14 protein-coding genes are annotated in these 15,801 nt (G+C 65.7%); 9 read left to right on the forward strand and 5 right to left on the reverse strand.

The genetic code is table 11. The features are described from left to right. Positions 1-216 precede the first annotated feature (216 nt). From apbC to C7402_RS20465, 5 genes are all read left to right on the forward strand, one after another. Positions 217-1,305 carry an iron-sulfur cluster carrier protein ApbC gene (gene apbC, locus C7402_RS20445; RefSeq protein WP_112172626.1) on the forward strand — a complete coding sequence of 363 codons (1,089 nt, stop codon included), beginning with the start codon at positions 217-219 and terminating at the stop codon, positions 1,303-1,305. A 129-nt stretch (positions 1,306-1,434) separates the two neighbouring features. Beyond that, positions 1,435-1,992, forward strand: coding sequence for a superoxide dismutase family protein (locus tag C7402_RS20450; RefSeq protein ID WP_372460544.1), 558 nt, complete (start codon positions 1,435-1,437; stop codon positions 1,990-1,992). 221 nt (positions 1,993-2,213) lie between these two features. Beyond that, complete coding sequence (gene dcd, locus C7402_RS20455; protein WP_028210539.1) at positions 2,214-2,783, forward strand: dCTP deaminase; 570 nt, start codon at positions 2,214-2,216, stop codon at positions 2,781-2,783. 81 nt (positions 2,784-2,864) lie between these two features. Beyond that, on the forward strand, positions 2,865-5,144 hold the full coding sequence (locus tag C7402_RS20460) for an arginine/lysine/ornithine decarboxylase (protein ID WP_112172628.1): 2,280 nt from the start codon (positions 2,865-2,867) through the stop codon (positions 5,142-5,144). Positions 5,145-5,173: 29 nt separating this feature from the next. Beyond that, positions 5,174-5,890, forward strand: coding sequence for a lysozyme inhibitor LprI family protein (locus tag C7402_RS20465; RefSeq protein WP_116611838.1), 717 nt, complete (start codon positions 5,174-5,176; stop codon positions 5,888-5,890). Here the strand turns inward: C7402_RS20465 and C7402_RS20470 are convergent. From C7402_RS20470 to C7402_RS20485, 4 genes are all read right to left on the reverse strand, one after another. Then, the gene (locus tag C7402_RS20470; RefSeq protein ID WP_116611839.1) at positions 5,877-6,146 is read right to left on the reverse strand and encodes a DUF1090 family protein; all 270 of its coding nucleotides are present in this window, start codon (positions 6,144-6,146) and stop codon (positions 5,877-5,879) included. The two genes, C7402_RS20465 and C7402_RS20470, sit on opposite strands and share 14 nt — an antisense overlap. Before the next feature lie 98 nt (positions 6,147-6,244). Continuing rightward, positions 6,245-7,174 (reverse strand): bestrophin family protein, encoded by a 930-nt coding sequence (locus C7402_RS20475; RefSeq protein ID WP_116611840.1) that lies wholly within the window; start codon positions 7,172-7,174, stop codon positions 6,245-6,247. Positions 7,175-7,385: 211 nt separating this feature from the next. Next, positions 7,386-8,801, reverse strand: coding sequence for an argininosuccinate lyase (gene argH / locus C7402_RS20480; protein ID WP_116611841.1), 1,416 nt, complete (start codon positions 8,799-8,801; stop codon positions 7,386-7,388). Between the two features lie 145 nt (positions 8,802-8,946). Next, positions 8,947-9,771, reverse strand: coding sequence for a helix-turn-helix transcriptional regulator (locus tag C7402_RS20485; protein ID WP_116611842.1), 825 nt, complete (start codon positions 9,769-9,771; stop codon positions 8,947-8,949). Positions 9,772-9,971: 200 nt separating this feature from the next. On the opposite strand from C7402_RS20485, the gene C7402_RS20490 reads away from it, so the two are divergent. From C7402_RS20490 to C7402_RS20505, 4 genes are all read left to right on the forward strand, one after another. Further along, positions 9,972-10,736 carry a class I SAM-dependent methyltransferase gene (locus tag C7402_RS20490; RefSeq protein ID WP_116611843.1) on the forward strand — a complete coding sequence of 255 codons (765 nt, stop codon included), beginning with the start codon at positions 9,972-9,974 and terminating at the stop codon, positions 10,734-10,736. 253 nt (positions 10,737-10,989) lie between these two features. Then, positions 10,990-11,472: a DUF2778 domain-containing protein gene (locus tag C7402_RS20495; protein ID WP_165841928.1), complete on the forward strand. Its 483-nt coding sequence runs from the start codon at positions 10,990-10,992 to the stop codon at positions 11,470-11,472. Next, positions 11,469-11,735, forward strand: a complete 267-nt coding sequence (locus C7402_RS20500; RefSeq protein WP_116611844.1) for a hypothetical protein — start codon at positions 11,469-11,471, stop codon at positions 11,733-11,735. The genes C7402_RS20495 and C7402_RS20500 overlap by 4 nt, the downstream gene beginning before the upstream one ends. Continuing rightward, entirely contained in the window at positions 11,725-12,189 is a 465-nt protein-coding gene (locus C7402_RS20505; protein WP_116611845.1) for an Hcp family type VI secretion system effector, read from the forward strand. The genes C7402_RS20500 and C7402_RS20505 overlap by 11 nt, the downstream gene beginning before the upstream one ends. A 119-nt stretch (positions 12,190-12,308) precedes the next feature. On the opposite strand, the gene ppc is transcribed toward C7402_RS20505, so the two are convergent. Next, complete coding sequence (gene ppc, locus C7402_RS20510) at positions 12,309-15,398, reverse strand: phosphoenolpyruvate carboxylase (RefSeq protein ID WP_116611846.1); 3,090 nt, start codon at positions 15,396-15,398, stop codon at positions 12,309-12,311. Between the last annotated feature and the right edge of the window lie 403 nt (positions 15,399-15,801).

A 15,801-nucleotide genomic window follows, 5' to 3' on the forward strand; every position in this document is an offset into this window, starting at 1 on the left:
GCTTGAAGCTTTGCGCCATGCGGCGTGACGCTGCCGGATGGCGTTTCGAAGGTTGCTTCGAAGGGCGCTTCACCGGCACCATAAATGCTGTTGCCGCGAAGCGTGCCCTGTCGCCTGATTTTGCGCAATGCAGCTTAACAATTTCTTTCGATTTCCGGCGCGTGCGCGACCATTCGGCCCGCTCACGCAGGCCGGCATTCTCCCCACGGAGTTTCAATGAGCATAGATCGGTCTTTGGTCGATGCCGCGCTCGCGGCCTTGACGGATCCGAACACGGGTCACCCGTATGCGGTGGCGAAGGGCGTGCGTAACGTCACGATCGAAGGCGATACGGTCGGTGTCGAGATCGTGCTCGGCTATCCCGCGAAGAGCCAGTTCGATGCCGTGCGCGCGCAGGTCGAGGCGGCGCTCGCCGCCGTGCCGGGCGTGAAGGCGAGCCGTGTGGCGCTCAGGAGCGAGATTACCGCCCATACCGTGCAGCGCGGCGTCAAGCTGCTGCCGAACGTGAAAAACATTGTCGCCGTGGCGTCGGGCAAGGGCGGGGTGGGCAAGAGCACGACCGCCGTGAACCTCGCGCTCGCGCTCGCGGCCGAGGGCGCCTCGGTCGGCGTGCTCGACGCGGACATCTACGGCCCCTCGCTGCCGATGATGCTCGGTATCGAGGGCCGCCCCGAATCGCCCGACGGCCAGTCGATGAATCCGCTCGAAGGCCACGGCGTGCAGGCCAACTCGATCGGCTTTCTGATTGAGCAGGACAACCCGATGGTCTGGCGCGGCCCGATGGCCACGTCCGCGCTCGAACAACTGTTGCGCCAGACGAACTGGCGCGAACTCGACTATCTCGTGGTCGACATGCCGCCGGGCACCGGCGACATCCAGCTCACGCTATCGCAGAAAGTGCCCGTCACGGGTGCCGTGATCGTCACGACGCCGCAGGACATCGCGCTGCTCGACGCGAAGAAGGGCCTCAAGATGTTCGAAAAGGTGGGCATTCCGATTCTCGGCATCGTCGAGAACATGGCCGTGCACATCTGCTCGCACTGCGGCCACGCCGAGCATATCTTCGGCGCGGGCGGCGGCGAGCGCATGGCGAAGGAGTACGGCGTGGAGGTGCTCGGCAGCCTGCCGCTCGACATCACGATCCGCGAGCAGGCCGACTCGGGCAACCCCACCGTGGCGGCCGCGCCGCAGGGACCGGTCGCGCAGATCTATCGCGCGATCGCGCGGCGCGTGGCGATCCAGATCGCCGAACGCGCCCGCGACATGAGCTCGAAGTTCCCGACCATCGTCGTGCAGAACACCTGAGGCGGCCGGCGCGCTCGCACGCATGGGGACAGATAGGCGCGCGGCGCGCCGCGCGCGCGGTATCATGTGGGCTTCATCGAGTCCGGCCTGGCGACTGCAAGGGGCGGCGCCGGCCGGCAAGAGGATCGCATGGATAAAGGACACGACAGGCAAGCGGAGACTGCGCACGTCGTACGGGTGATGGCTCTCGTGGCGCTTTGCGGCTGCGTGCTCCTCGCCGCGGGCTGCACGAGTTTCATGGGGCAGCAGGAAAAACGCGCGAGCGCACAATTGTTGCCGACTGTCGGCAACCAGGTGCGCGGCACCGTCTCGTTCGTCGAGCACTCGGACGGCGTGCAGGTGAGCTACAACCTCGCGGGCCTGCCGCCCGACAGCGATCACGCCTTGCAGGTGCACGAGCGCGGCGACTGCAACGCCACGGACGCTTCGAGCGCCGGCGCCGTATTCGCGCCCGCGGCCGAGCGCCTGAAGCCCGGCGCGCGCGTGGAGGGTGACCTCGGCAACATTCATGCGGATTCGAATGGCGTCGCAACCGGTTTCATCGTGGCGCCGGACGTTTCGCTCGATGGCGTGCGCTCCGTGTTGCAGCGCGCCGTGATCGTGCATCGCGACCCGATCGACCCCTACGCCTACCCGCAGCGCGGCACGGGCCCGGCGCTCGCGTGCGGCCTGATCCGCGCCCAGTGAGCGCGGCATGGCGCCGCGACGCTGCGAAGGCCCCCGGCCGTGCGGTGGCGGCCCGGCGGGGTCCGGCAGCGGCTTCACAGGCCGGTTCGCAGGCCATTCACACACGCCATTCCAGGCAAGCTGATCCACATCGCGTAAAATAGACGCCTTTCGCACGCGGCGCGCGCCCGGTGGGCCCTGCGCATGCTTTCCCGACCCGTTTTTCTCGTTAAGTAGCGAACATGGCAATCAAGTCCGACAAGTGGATCCGGCGCATGGCCGAAGAGCAGAAGATGATCGAGCCGTTCGTGCGCGATCAGGTCCGTATGTCGGAAGACGGCCGCAAGATCGTGAGCTACGGCACCTCGAGCTACGGCTACGACATCCGCTGCGCCGACGAATTCAAGATCTTCACGAACATCAACTCGACCATCGTCGATCCGAAGAACTTCGACGAAAAGTCGTTCGTGGACTTCAAGGGCGATGTCTGCATCATCCCGCCCAATTCGTTCGCACTGGCGCGCACGGTCGAGTATTTCCGCATTCCGCGCAACGTCCTGACGGTGTGTCTGGGCAAATCCACCTATGCGCGCTGCGGGATCATCGTGAACGTCACGCCGTTCGAGCCCGAGTGGGAAGGGTACGTCACGCTCGAATTCTCAAATACGACACCTTTGCCTGCGAAAATCTACGCGAACGAGGGTGTGGCCCAGGTGCTGTTCTTCGAGAGCGACGAGGTCTGCGAGGTGTCCTACGCGGATCGCGGCGGCAAATATCAAGGCCAGCACGGTGTCACCCTGCCGAAGACCTGACGCAATCATCCACCGGACACAACGACATACGGGGACCGCTGCGCGTCATATGCAGCGGTCGTTTCTTTTGGAGAATCGCCCATGAAGTTTCGTTTTCCCGTCGTCATCATCGACGAAGACTTTCGCTCCGAGAACATCTCGGGTTCCGGCATCCGGGCACTCGCCGAAGCCATCGAGAAAGAGGGCGCGGAAGTCCTCGGGCTGACGAGCTATGGCGACCTCACGTCGTTCGCGCAGCAGTCGAGCCGCGCGGCGTGCTTCATCCTGTCGATCGACGACGACGAGCTGCTGCCCTACGTGGAGGGCGCGGACGGCGAAGCGCCGGAGCACGCGCCCGCCATCGTCGCGCTGCGCGCGTTCATGGAAGCGGTGCGTAAGCGCAACGCCGACATCCCCATTTTCCTGTACGGCGAAACGCGCACTTCGCGCCATCTGCCCAACGACATCCTGCGCGAGCTGCACGGCTTCATCCACATGTTCGAGGACACGCCGGAATTCGTCGCGCGTCACGTGATTCGTGAGGCGAAGGTGTATCTCGATGCGCTCTCGCCCCCGTTCTTCAAGGAGCTGGTGAAGTACGCCGACGAAGGCTCGTACTCGTGGCACTGCCCCGGTCACTCGGGCGGCGTGGCGTTCCTGAAGAACCCGCTCGGCCAGATGTTCCACCAGTTCTTCGGCGAGAACATGCTGCGCGCCGACGTCTGCAACGCCGTGGAAGAACTCGGCCAGCTGCTCGATCACACCGGCCCGGTTGCGGCTTCGGAGCGCAACGCGGCGCGCATTTTCAGCGCGGACCACGTGTTCTTCGTGACCAACGGCACGTCCACGTCGAACAAGATCGTGTGGCACGCGACCGTGGCGCCCGGCGACATCGTGCTGGTGGACCGCAACTGCCACAAGTCGATCCTGCACGCGATCACGATGACGGGCGCGATTCCCGTGTTCCTCACGCCCACGCGCAACAACTTCGGCATCATCGGCCCGATCCCGCGCGACGAATTCAAGCCGGAAAACATCCGCAAGAAGATCGAGGCGAATCCGTTCGCCCGTGAAGCGCTCGCGAAGAACCCGAACGTGAAGCCGCGCATTCTCACGATCACGCAGAGCACCTACGACGGCGTGATCTACAACGTCGAGATGATCAAGGATCTGCTCGGCGACATGCTCGACACGCTGCACTTCGACGAAGCCTGGCTGCCGCACGCCGAATTCCACGAGTTCTACCAGGACATGCACGCGATCGGCGCGGGCCGTCCGCGCACCAAGGCGCTCGTGTTCGCGACGCACTCCACGCACAAGCTGCTCGCCGGCATTTCGCAGGCTTCGCAGATCGTGGTGCAGGACTCGGAAGACAGCGCGTTCGACCGCCATCGCTTCAATGAGGCGTATCTCATGCACACGTCCACGAGCCCGCAGTACGCGATCATCGCGTCATGCGACGTGGCCGCGGCGATGATGGAAGCGCCGGGCGGCCCGGCGCTCGTGGAAGAGTCGATCGCCGAAGCGCTCGACTTCCGCCGCGCCATGCGCAAGGTGGATGCCGAATACGGCGACGACTGGTTCTTCCAGGTCTGGGGTCCGGACGATCTCGCCGAGGAAGGTATCGGCTCGCGCGAGGACTGGATCCTGCGCCCGAACGACCACTGGCACGGCTTCGGCGCGCTGGCCGAAGGCTTCAACATGCTGGACCCGATCAAGGCGACCATCGTCACGCCGGGTCTGGATGTGGACGGCGAGTTCAGCGACGCCGGCATTCCGGCCGCCATCGTCACGAAATACCTGGCCGAGCACGGCATCATCGTGGAGAAGACCGGCCTGTACTCGTTCTTCATCATGTTCACGATCGGCATCACCAAGGGCCGCTGGAACTCGATGGTCACCGAACTCCAGCAGTTCAAGGACGACTACGACACCAACCAGCCGCTCTGGCGCGTGCTGCCCGAGTTCGTCGCGCAGCATCCGATGTACGAGCGCGTGGGCCTGCGCGATCTGTGCCAGCAGATCCACAGCGTCTACCGCGCCAACGACATCGCGCGCCTCACGACCGAGATGTACCTCTCGAGCATGGAGCCCGCGATGAAGCCGTCGGATGCGTTCGCCAAGCTCGCGCACCGCGAGATCGACCGCGTGGCCATCGACGAACTCGAAGGCCGCGTCACGTCGATCCTGCTCACGCCGTATCCGCCGGGCATTCCCCTGCTGATTCCGGGCGAGCGTTTCAACAAGACGATCGTGAATTACCTGAAGTTCGCGCGCGAGTTCAACGAGCGCTTCCCGGGCTTCCACACTGACATCCACGGACTCGTGGGCGAGACCATCAACGGCCGCATCGAGTATTTCGTGGATTGCGTGCGCGACTGAGCGCCGACCGAGGCGCACGAGAGAGGGCAATGAAGGGCGGTTCACCGGCGCGGTTTGCGCGTTTCTTCACCGCGACGTTGTGTGCGGTATCGGCTGCCGTGGCGCTGTTGACCACGGCGCCGTCCGCGCGCGCCGAAGTCGCTGCGGCCGATCCGATCGATACGGCCATGCGCACGTGCGCGGCGCGCGCCGACCGGTCGTCTTCGGCGGGGCAGATCCAGTGCATGGACGACGCGCGCACCGCGTGGCGCGCCGCCGGCGAGACGGCGCTCGCGCAGATGCTCGCGAAAATGCCGCCCGCGCTGCAAAGGCGCTGGCGGCTGAGCCAGCAGAAGTGGGTGGCCTGGCGCGACGCGGAAGACACCATGCTGGGCGCGGCGTTCGCCACGTCGAGCGGTAGCACCTATCAGCTCTATGAGGCGGACATGCGCTTGCAGCCCGTGCGCGACCGCGCGATTGCGCTGCGCAACCAGGCGGCGGCGTACGACGGCAAGACGCCGCGTGCGCGCGTCTGTAGCGCCGACGCGCACTGCGAGCACGTGAGTTACGACTTGAACCGGTACTATCGCCAGTTCTACGCGCGCATGCCGGCACACGCGCGGCCGGCGGTCTCGCGCGCCCAAAGCGCGTGGCGCGCGTACCGCGACGCGACCACGCCGCTCATCGACGAGCATGCGCGGCTCGACCTGCTCGGCGCGCGTCTTGCCACGCTCAAGCGTTTGTCGGAAACGGTCAATAACCGGTGAGCCGCGTGGTGGCGGCCGGTGCTGCCGCCGCTTGTCCATCTTGTCGTTCAGCCTGGCCTGCGTTGGGGCAGCGTGCCCGTATGTTCGCCAGCTTGCGTTCGAGGCCGGCGACCTGACAGGCGTTGCCCCGCTGCCTGGCGTAATCGATCTTCGTCTGGATGATGTTGATGCGCGTCGCGCAGTTCTGCGTTCCTGCAAACGTAGCACTGCTGATAAAAACGAAAGGCGCGACTGCGGCAAGGACGATCTTCTTCATGGGGATTCGATGCACGCCGTGGAGCGTGGCCGGGGACGTGACGTAAGCCGGGACTGTGCCGGAGCGCGCCGCAGGCGGGCATCGAATAGATACGAGAGTCAGTCGATGATGAACTGCTCCGGCGCGCGCCTGGGCAGGGTGGTGGGCTCGCCCATGAGGTCGTGCAACGCGACCTCGATGCCCGTCGACATCATGTTGAGCGCGAGGTCGTTGTCCTCGGTGCCGAACGGATCTTCGAGCTGCGCGGCGATGGCTTCGTGGGCCATGAACGCGTAGGCCACGAACACGGCGAAGATGGGCGTGAGCGCGCCGATGCTGTCCACGAGGCCGAACGGCAGCATCGCGCAGAAGAAGTACACGGTGCGGTGAATCATCACCGTATAGGCGAACGGCAGCGGCGTGGAGACGATGCGCTCGCAACCGCCAATGACATCCGAGAGTCCGTTGAGATTGTGCTCGAACGCGAGCACCGCATAGCCGTCGAGGTGGCCTTCGCGCGCCTCGCGCCGAACCCATTCCGAGGCGCACAGCATGAGCGTGGCGGGGCGGTAGCGCGTGGCCATCACGCGCTCGAACACGGCGGGCGGCAGGCGCGATTCGAGGTCGGCGCGCGGGTCGGTGTTGCGCAACTGATGGCGCAGCGCGTGCGGCAGCGCGGCCAGGAGGGCGACGAGCTCGCGGGCGCGCCCGTGGGTGGCGGCCTCGTCGGCGCTCAAGGGGAGCGTGAGCGCCTCGCGCACGAGCGAGCGCGTTTCGTTGAGCATTTGCCCCCAGAGCTTGCGGCCTTCCCAGTAGCGGTCGTAGCTCGCGCTGTTGCGAAAGCCGAGAAACACCGCGAGCGCAATGCCGATCAGCGAGAACGGCACGGTGCTCAGGTTCACCGTGAGCTTGAGGATGTGATCGTGCGCGGCCACCGCAACGATCGAGAGGGCCAGCACGAGAAAGAGGCGCGGCAGGAGCTGCGGCAGCACGGAGCCGCGCCACGCGAGCAGCATGCGGAACCAGTGGAGATGAGGGCGGACGATCATCGGGGCAGGGAGTCGGAGCGAAGTCTGGGACCGCTGCGGCAAGCCGACGGTCCCGGTCGGGATCTTAGGCCACGGCGCACGAGCGCCGGGCGCACACTTCCGCCATTTTGCTGCGGGTACAGCGCGCTGTCATCTCAGGCGTGCCCCATAAACGAACCGGGCGCGCGACGTTGACCGTCGCGCGCCCGGTTGTGTTGCGCTTATTTCGCGCTTATTTCGACGCGGTAAGCGCCGCGCGCGCCGCCGCGATGGCCGCACGCACCTGCTCGGGCGCGGTGCCGCCCGGATGATTGCGCGCCGAGACCGAGCCTTCGAGCGTCAGCACTTCGAACACGTCTTCGGCCAGCAGATTCGACACCGCCGGCAGTTCGCGGCGCATTTCGTCGAGCGTGAGGTCGGCCAGATCGCAGTTGCGGTCCACGCAGATGCGCACGGCGTGCGCCACGGCTTCGTGCGCGTCGCGGAAGGGCAGGCCCTTCTTCACGAGGTAGTCGGCCAGATCCGTGGCCGTGGAGAAGCCTTGCAGCGCGGCGGCGCGCATGGCCTGCTCCTTCACCGTGATGCCCGCGACCATTTCGGCGAAGATGCGCAGCGTGTCGGCAACCGTGTCGACCGTGTCGAACAGCGGTTCCTTGTCTTCCTGGTTGTCCTTGTTGTACGCGAGCGGCTGGCCCTTCATGAGCGTGAGCAGGCCCATCAGATGGCCGTTCACGCGGCCGGTCTTGCCGCGCGCGAGTTCCGGCACGTCCGGATTCTTCTTCTGCGGCATGATCGACGAGCCCGTGCAGAAACGATCGGCCAGATCGATGAAGCCCACGCGCGGGCTCATCCACAGCACCAGTTCTTCCGAGAAACGCGAGACGTGCGTCATCACGAGCGCGGCGGCGGCCGTGAATTCGATCGCGAAGTCGCGGTCGGACACGGCGTCGAGCGAGTTCGCGCAGATGCCGTCGAAGCCCAGCGTCTTCGCAACCGCATGGCGGTCGATCGGGTAGCTCGTGCCCGCGAGCGCCGCCGCGCCGAGCGGCAGGCGGTTCACGCGCTTGCGGCAGTCCACCATGCGCTCGGCGTCGCGCGTGAACATTTCCACGTAGGCGAGCAGGTGATGGCCGAAGGTGACCGGCTGCGCCACTTGCAGGTGGGTGAAGCCGGGCATGATCGTGCCCGAGTGCTGTTCAGCCAGGTCGAGCAGCGCGCCGCGCAGGTCGCCGAGCAGGCCGCCGATGCGGTCGATCTCGCCGCGCAGCCACAGGCGGATATCGGTCGCGACCTGGTCGTTGCGCGAGCGGCCCGTGTGCAGGCGCTTGCCCGCGTCGCCGATCAGGGCGGTCAGGCGCGCTTCGATGTTCAGGTGCACGTCTTCGAGGTCGAGCAGCCACTCGAATTCGCCGCGCTCGATCTCACCCTTGATCTTCGCCATGCCGCCCTGGATGGCGGCGAGGTCGTCGGCGGAGATGATCTTCTGCGCGGCCAGCATCGAAGCGTGCGCGAGCGAGCCCTCGATATCGACGAGCGCGAGACGCTTGTCGAAGAAGACCGACGACGTGTAGCGCTTGACCAGCTCCGACATGGGTTCGGAGAAGCGAGCCGACCAGGCTTCGCCTTTTTTGTGCAGTTGGGAGGTCATGGTGATGAGCGGTGAGCGATGGGAAAGCGGGCCGCGCGGCCATTCGCAAAGCACAAAGCGCGGCGCACGGCGGGAAAGGAGAGAATTTTACCATCGGCGGGCGCCGCGGCCGGATGCGCCGCGCCGGCCGGGGCGCGCGCCCGGTTCAGAGCCGCACCAGCACCACGAGCTTGAGATCCTCGCGGTGCGCGGGCTTGAGCGTGATCTGGTCGTAGGCGATGCGGCCGTGGCGCGGATGGTTGAACTCGCGCCGGCCGCCCTCGCGCTCGAAAACGTCCTGCGAGGCCCAGAAGCGCGCGAACTCGTCGCTTGCGGCGATCAGCGAATCGATCAGCGCGCGCGTGGGCGGGTCGTTCAGGTGCCGGATCGAGTCGGCGCGGAATTCGGCGGCCAGACGCCGGGCGCGCGTCTCCCAGTCGACGATCAGCTCGCGCCCGAGCGGCTCGGTGAAAGTGAAGCGCAGCAGGTTGCGGTCGTGCTCGCCGTCGAGCCAGCCCGTGAAAAGGTCCGCCGCGTGTGCGTTCCAGGCGAGCGCCGTCCACTGGCGGTCGAGCACGTAGGCGGGGGCGTCCACGAGTTGCACCGTTTGCAGCAGCGTGGCGGGCGCGTCGGCGGCGGTGGCCGGGTCCGGTTCGGCCGGATCGCGCTGCGCGGCCAGTTCGAACAGGTAGGCGCGCTCGGCGCGCGAGAGCCGCAGCGCGACGGCGATGCGCGCGAGCGCGTCCGCCGAGGCCGAAACGGGGCGACCCTGCTCGATCCACGTGTACCAGGTCGGGCTCACGCCGCACAGTTGCGCGACCTCCTCGCGGCGCAGGCCGGGCGTGCGGCGGCGCGGGCCCGGCGGCAAGCCGACTTCCGCCGGCGAAAGACGCTCGCGATGCGCGCGGATGAATTCGCCGAGCGCGCGGGCGGGCGTCGCGTCGAGGGTTTTGGAGGCGCCGGATTCGGCGGCCGGGGTGTCGAGACTCATGGGGCGTGGGGCAGGTGGCGGCGATACCAGAATAATCGCTTAACTTGTACTGGTACAAAACGGCCTCTATTGTAGCGGCTGACGCGGCGACGGGCCGCCGCGCCAGACCGCCCGGAGATGCCAGAACCCGCGACGCGCAGCGACTGACGCTTCGCGCCCCACATAAAACGCCGCAACGCAAGCCATCACAGGAACATGCGATGAAACATCACGATCAGGTCGCCGACGCATTCGGCTCGACCGCCGCCGCCTACCTCACGAGCCAGGTCCACGCGAGCGGCGCGGATCTGGAGAACCTCGCCGCGACATTCGCGGCCACCTGCGGCAATGCGACGGTGCTGGACATGGGCTGCGGCGCGGGCCACGCGAGCTTCGCCGTGGCGCCACACGTGCGCGAAGTCGTGGCCTATGACATCGCCCCGCAGATGCTCGCCACGGTGGATGCCGCCGCGAAGGAGCGCGGCTTGACCACCGTGCGCACGCAGCAGGGCGCGGCCGAAACGCTGCCGTTCGCCGACGCCAGCTTCAACTGGGTCGTGAGCCGCATGAGCGCGCACCACTGGCGCGACGTGCCGCGCGCGCTGGCCGAAGTCCACCGCGTGCTCAAGCCGGGCGGGCGCCTGAAGTTCATCGACATCGCGGGTATCGACGATCCGCTTTACGACACGCATATCCAGGCCGTCGAATTGCTGCGCGACGCCTCGCACATTCGCGACTACCGCGCCGACGAGTGGATCGCCATGCTCGACGCGGCCGGGTTCGATGCGAAGGTGAGCGAGCGTTGGCGCATTTCGCTCGACTTCGACTCGTGGGTGGCGCGCATGCGCACGCCGCCCGAGCGCGTGACGGCGATTCGCTCGATGTGGGAGCGCGCGCCCGACGAAGTGCGGCAGTATTTCGATGTGCAGAGTGATTTCTCGTTCAAGCTCGACGCGCTGATGATCGAGGCGACGCGGCGCGATTGAGGCGCGATCGAGGCGCGCGTCGATGCGTCGGTTCATCGACGCTCAATGAAAAACGGCGTCGTGCCCGCGAAGGCACGACGCCGTTTCTACGTTTGCGCAGGGGTTGCATTCATTTCTGCCGCCTCGGCTGAGGAATCAGACCGAGATAGTACGCACATTGAAGTTCTACGTATTCTGATGTGTCGCAACTCTCTCCGTTCCGCCCCGTGCTACTTATATCGCCTCTCGTTAAGAGCAAGCTGCTTGCTTCGCCATGCCAATACAGTGCATATTTCGCCTCAACAACCAGCCCATGTCCGTTCTGCATTGTGAGGGTGTCGGCGACTTTGTTGCCTTCTCCGGGCGCGACGGCGTCAAGAATAATCCTGCATCTGTTGCAATCGCCGATGCCGGGCCGTTACCGCCGGGCCGTTACTACATCGTGGATCGCGGGTCAGGTGGACTGTTCACGCATATCCGTGATTTTTTCATGGACCTGGTCAACGACACCGACCGGGAGAAATGGTTTGCGCTTTACCGGGATGATGGCCAGATTGACGACTGGACCTTTATCAACGGCGTTGGCCGAGGACATTTCCGACTGCATCCACATGGTCGGGCCAACATCAGCGAAGGTTGCATCACCCTTGTCGATCCACCTGCCTTCTATCGCCTTCGAGACCGCTTGCTGCATGCAACGCCGATCGGTCTACCCGGCGCAAAAGGGTTTGCGTATGGGACGGTCGACGTCCAATGAAGGCCCTCCTTGCCAATGTCGTCGGCGTGATTGGTCTGTTTCTAGTCCTTGTTTTCCCGGTCGGCTACATCTTGTTCACGGAACCCGTGGCCGGCGTCGTTTCGCAAATGGCATGGTCGATCGGGATAGACCGCAATGCTGAGCCCGGCGATTCGCTTGTGGACTGCGCCTTGCTTTTTTCTTTCGTATTGGCAGTGGTCGGGGTTTTTCTTGTGAACATGCTCAACAGACAACGCAGACGGAGACCTGAGAATGTCGAATGATGTCTTCCTGAAAATCGATGGCATTACTGGCGAATCACAGGACGCTGCGCATTTGGGAGAAATCCAGGTGGCAAACTGGACGTGGAAGATGTCGCAGCGATCCTCCATGATGTCCGGGGCGGGTGGTGGTGCCGCGAAGGCTACTGTCGAAGACCTTGTCTTCTTTCACGAAGTGGACCGTGCAAGTCCCAACTTGATGTCTTATTGCCTGACCGGGAAACACGTTTCCAAAGCGGTCCTCACTATGCGCAAGGCTGGCGGCGTTCCGCTGGATTTCCTTCGTATCACGATGTTCGATGTGATCGTGACCGGTGTGGAAATGTCCGCGAGCTACGAGCAGGTTCGGCTGTCATTTGCGAGCGTAAGGCAGGAGTACGTTGTTCAAGATGCGCTTGGCGGGAGTAGAGGCGTTGTTACTGGAACATTCGATATCAAGGCTAACGCGACTGCTTAAAGCCCGGCTGCGCAATAGCCTGTGTCCAATGCGACGCTCAATGAATAACGGCGTCGTGCCCGCGAAGGCACGACGCCGTTTCTACCTGAGCGCGAACGCCCGATCCGACATCAACCCGCTCAACCCGTGTTGCGCAGCCCCGCCGCAATCCCGTTGATCGTCAGGTGAATACCGCGCCGCACGCGCGGGCTCGGGTCGCCTGCGCGATAACGCTTGATCAGCTCCACCTGCAAGTGATTGAGCGGATCGAGGTACGGGAAGCGGTTCTTGATCGAACGCGCGAGTAGCGGGTTGTCCGCCAGGCGCTCGCCCGCGCCCGTGATCTCGGCGAGCACCTTCGTCGTGCGCTCCCACTCGGCCACGATGCGCTCGAACACCAGCTTGCGCAGCTTCTTGTCGCTCACGAGCTGCGCATAGCGCGACGCCACCGCGAGGTCGGTCTTGGCGAGCGTCATGTCCATGTTCGACAGCAGGTTCGCGAAGAACGGCCAGGTCTTGTACATCTTCTTGAACATCGCCACCCGGCGCGCGCGCTCGGCGTCGCTGCCCGCTGCGTCCAGATGCGCCGTGACAGCGCTGCCAAAGCCGTACCAGCCCGTGAGCAGCAAGCGGCACTGGCCCCACGAAAAGCCCCACGGAATCGCGCGCAGGTCGTCGATCTTGCGGTTCTTCGGGTCTTGCAGCTTGCGCGAGGCCGGGCGGCTGCCGATGTTCAGCTCCGCGATTTCCGTGATCGGCGTCGAGGCGAAGAAGTAGTCGGTGAAGCCCGGCGTCTCGTACACGAGCGAGCGGTATGCCGCCATCGCCGCGTCGGAGAGTTGTTGCATCGTCTCTTCGTACGCGGGCAGTTGATCCGGCGAATTGCCGTGCGGCAGCAGCGTGGCTTCCAGCGTGGCCGCGATCACCGTTTCCAGATTGCGGCGGCCGATTTCCGGGTTGCCGAACTTGCTCGCGATGACTTCGCCCTGTTCGGTCAGGCGGATCTGGCCTTCCACCGTGCCCGGCGGCTGCGAGAGGATCGCGTTGTAGGTCGGGCCGCCGCCGCGGCCCACCGTGCCGCCGCGCCCGTGGAACAGACGCAGCGTGATGCCGCGTTCCTTGTGGAGCGCGACGAGCGCGAGTTCCGCGCGGTACAGCTCCCAGTTCGAGGTGAGGAAGCCGCCGTCCTTGTTGCTGTCCGAGTAGCCGAGCATGATTTCCTGCTCGTTGCCCTGGTGCTCGACAATGCCGTCGATGCCCGGCAGCGCGAGCAGGTCGCGCATGATGCCCGAGGCGTGGCGCAAGTCGGGAATCGTCTCGAACAGCGGAATCACCATGAGCGCGGCCTTCGCGGGATCTTCCGCGTGGCCGAGGCGGCCGCTCATGAGACCGGTTTCCTTTTGCAGCAGCATCACTTCGAGCAGGTCGGAAACCGTTTCGGTGTGCGAGATGATGTAGTTGCGCACCGCGCGCGCGCCGAACTTCTCGCGCGTCACGCGCGCCATTTCCAGCACGCCCAGCTCGCTCTTCACGAGGTCCGAGTAGTCGAGATACGGCGAGCGCAGCGTGCGCGGCTCGGCGAGTTGCGCGAGCAGCACGATCTGCTTGTCTTCTTCGGAGAGCGCAGCATAGTCGGCTTCGACGCCGGCGCGCGCGAGCAGTTCGCTGATCACGGCCTCGTGGATGTCCGAGCTTTGGCGCAGGTCGATCGAGGCGAGGTGGAAGCCGAACACTTCCACGGCGCGCAAGAGCGGGGCGAGGCGCGGCGTGGCAAGCGAGGCGCCGTGATGCTCGGCGAGCGAATCCATCAGGATGCGCAGGTCGCGCGAGAACTCGCCTGCGTCGGCGTAGGGCTGCGCACGCACGGGCGCGGCGTTGCGTCCGGCGCTGCGCACCGCGACCACGCCTTCGCCCAGACGCACGCGCGCGCTGGCGGCAAGGCGCGTGTACACACCGATCAGTGCACGGCGATACGGCTCGTCCACGCGGTGCGGCGACTGGTCGGGCGAGGCCTCGGCCAGCGCCTTCAGTTCATCGCTTGCGCCCGCGAGCAGGTTCGACACCGACAGTTCGGCGCCCAGGCGGTGCACTTCGTCGAGGTAATGCTGGAGGATCACCTGCGCCTGGCGCTCGCTCGCTTCCTCGAGCGTCGCGGAGGTGACGTTCGGATTGCCGTCGCGGTCGCCGCCGATCCAGCTGCCCATCTGGAAGAACGCGGGCAGGCGCGCCGAGAGACCGTGCTCCTTCAGCTGCGTTTCGATTTCGCCGTAGAGCGCCGGGATCTCGGTGAGGAAGGTCGTGTGGTAGTACGACAGCGCGTTCTCGATCTCGTCGCCCACGGTCAGGCGCGAGTCGCGCAGCATGCGCGTTTGCCAGAGCGACGTCACGCGCGCGCGCAAGAGCGACTCGTTGTGCTCCAGTTCGCGATGCGTGAGCGGCTGGTCGCGCTCGGCGAGCAGGCGCGCGATGTCGTGCTGCGAATCGAGCGTGCTTTTGCGCTGCACTTCGGTGGGGTGTGCGGTGAGCACGGGCACGATCAGCGCGTCGTTGAAGAACTGCTGGAGCACGGGCGTTGCCGCTGCGCCGGCTTCGGCGAGGCGCTCGAGCGAATGCGCGATGGTGCCCGCCTGAGCGGCCGACCCCGCGAGGTCGTGAATGCGGCGGCGGCGGTTGCGATGGCGATCTTCAGCGATGTTCGCGAGGTGCGAGAAGTAGCTGAAGGCGCGCACGACCGTCACGGTCTCCTCGGGCGAGAGCGCGCGCAACTGCTTTTCCAGCGCGAGCGCGTCGGCGCTGTCGTCCTCGCGGCGAAAGCGCACGGCGGTCTGACGAATGGTCTCCACCACGTCGAACACGGCGTCGCCTTCCTGCTCGCGCAGCACTTCGCCCAGCAGACGGCCGAGATAGCGGATATCTTCGAAGAGCGGCTGGTCCTTGTCGTCGCGCGCGCGGCCGTTGCGCGCGGCGCCGGCCGGCTTCGCCGCGACGAGGGGCGCTTTCGTGGCTTTCGTGGTCTTGGCGGCCTGCGGCGCTTTCGCGGCCTTCAAGGGCGTAGCGGTTTTCACGGCCTGGGCGGCCTGGGTCGCCGGTTTGGTCTTCGTGGCGGTCGTGGTCTTCGTGGTCTTCGTTGTTTTCGCCGGTTTCGCGGACGGCGCGGATGCGGCCTTCGAAGTAGCGTTCTGCGATGCGTTGTTGCGGCGCTCTGCGCGCGCCGAGCCTGAAGACTTCACGATGTTTTCCTTGAGGCTTGCCAGGGTATGGGCAGGTTGATCGGGGGACTGCCAACTGCATGGCCGCGACGCATGCCGGGCCGTGTACTGCGGGTGCAACCTGGAGAGGGTGGGAGGTGCCACCCGGCGCGAGCCGTGCGGATGTCGCAGAAACGGCGCGGGCCGCATAAGGCGGTGCGCCGGGTGCAGGCCTTGCTGGAGAGAGCGGCCGCCGGGGCGGGCGGTGCGCATGGCGTGTCGCCATTGGCTACGCTAGCGGCGCGTTACCTACCATATTGGGTACAGTAAGCACCAATGCCTTGCCGGGTCTCTTCCTTGCCGCCGCTCGCGCCTCGCGGCCGGACCCATTAGGGGAATCCCATGGGGCGGGCCGTAAAAAGGGCGCGTGCTAACATTGCCTGTT

This window comes from Paraburkholderia unamae (assembly GCF_003096875.1).
In the GTDB taxonomy this organism is placed as follows: Bacteria; Pseudomonadota; Gammaproteobacteria; order Burkholderiales; family Burkholderiaceae; genus Paraburkholderia; species Paraburkholderia unamae.

What these genes read in the sequence shown, in the direction of transcription:
- C7402_RS20500 (WP_116611844.1), top strand. Translation starts at nt 11,469, where the DNA reads ATGAAGGCCCTCCTTGCCAATGTCGTCGGCGTGATTGGTCTGTTTCTA.
- apbC (WP_112172626.1), top strand. Translation starts at nt 217, where the DNA reads ATGAGCATAGATCGGTCTTTGGTCGATGCCGCGCTCGCGGCCTTGACG.
- C7402_RS20485 (WP_116611842.1), bottom strand. Translation starts at nt 9,771, where the DNA reads ATGAGTCTCGACACCCCGGCCGCCGAATCCGGCGCCTCCAAAACCCTC.
- C7402_RS20470 (WP_116611839.1), bottom strand. Translation starts at nt 6,146, where the DNA reads ATGAAGAAGATCGTCCTTGCCGCAGTCGCGCCTTTCGTTTTTATCAGC.
- C7402_RS20475 (WP_116611840.1), bottom strand. Translation starts at nt 7,174, where the DNA reads ATGATCGTCCGCCCTCATCTCCACTGGTTCCGCATGCTGCTCGCGTGG.
- C7402_RS20465 (WP_116611838.1), top strand. Translation starts at nt 5,174, where the DNA reads ATGAAGGGCGGTTCACCGGCGCGGTTTGCGCGTTTCTTCACCGCGACG.
- C7402_RS20450 (WP_372460544.1), top strand. Translation starts at nt 1,435, where the DNA reads ATGGATAAAGGACACGACAGGCAAGCGGAGACTGCGCACGTCGTACGG.
- dcd (WP_028210539.1), top strand. Translation starts at nt 2,214, where the DNA reads ATGGCAATCAAGTCCGACAAGTGGATCCGGCGCATGGCCGAAGAGCAG.
- C7402_RS20495 (WP_165841928.1), top strand. Translation starts at nt 10,990, where the DNA reads ATGCCAATACAGTGCATATTTCGCCTCAACAACCAGCCCATGTCCGTT.
- C7402_RS20490 (WP_116611843.1), top strand. Translation starts at nt 9,972, where the DNA reads ATGAAACATCACGATCAGGTCGCCGACGCATTCGGCTCGACCGCCGCC.
- C7402_RS20460 (WP_112172628.1), top strand. Translation starts at nt 2,865, where the DNA reads ATGAAGTTTCGTTTTCCCGTCGTCATCATCGACGAAGACTTTCGCTCC.
- argH (WP_116611841.1), bottom strand. Translation starts at nt 8,801, where the DNA reads ATGACCTCCCAACTGCACAAAAAAGGCGAAGCCTGGTCGGCTCGCTTC.
- C7402_RS20505 (WP_116611845.1), top strand. Translation starts at nt 11,725, where the DNA reads ATGTCGAATGATGTCTTCCTGAAAATCGATGGCATTACTGGCGAATCA.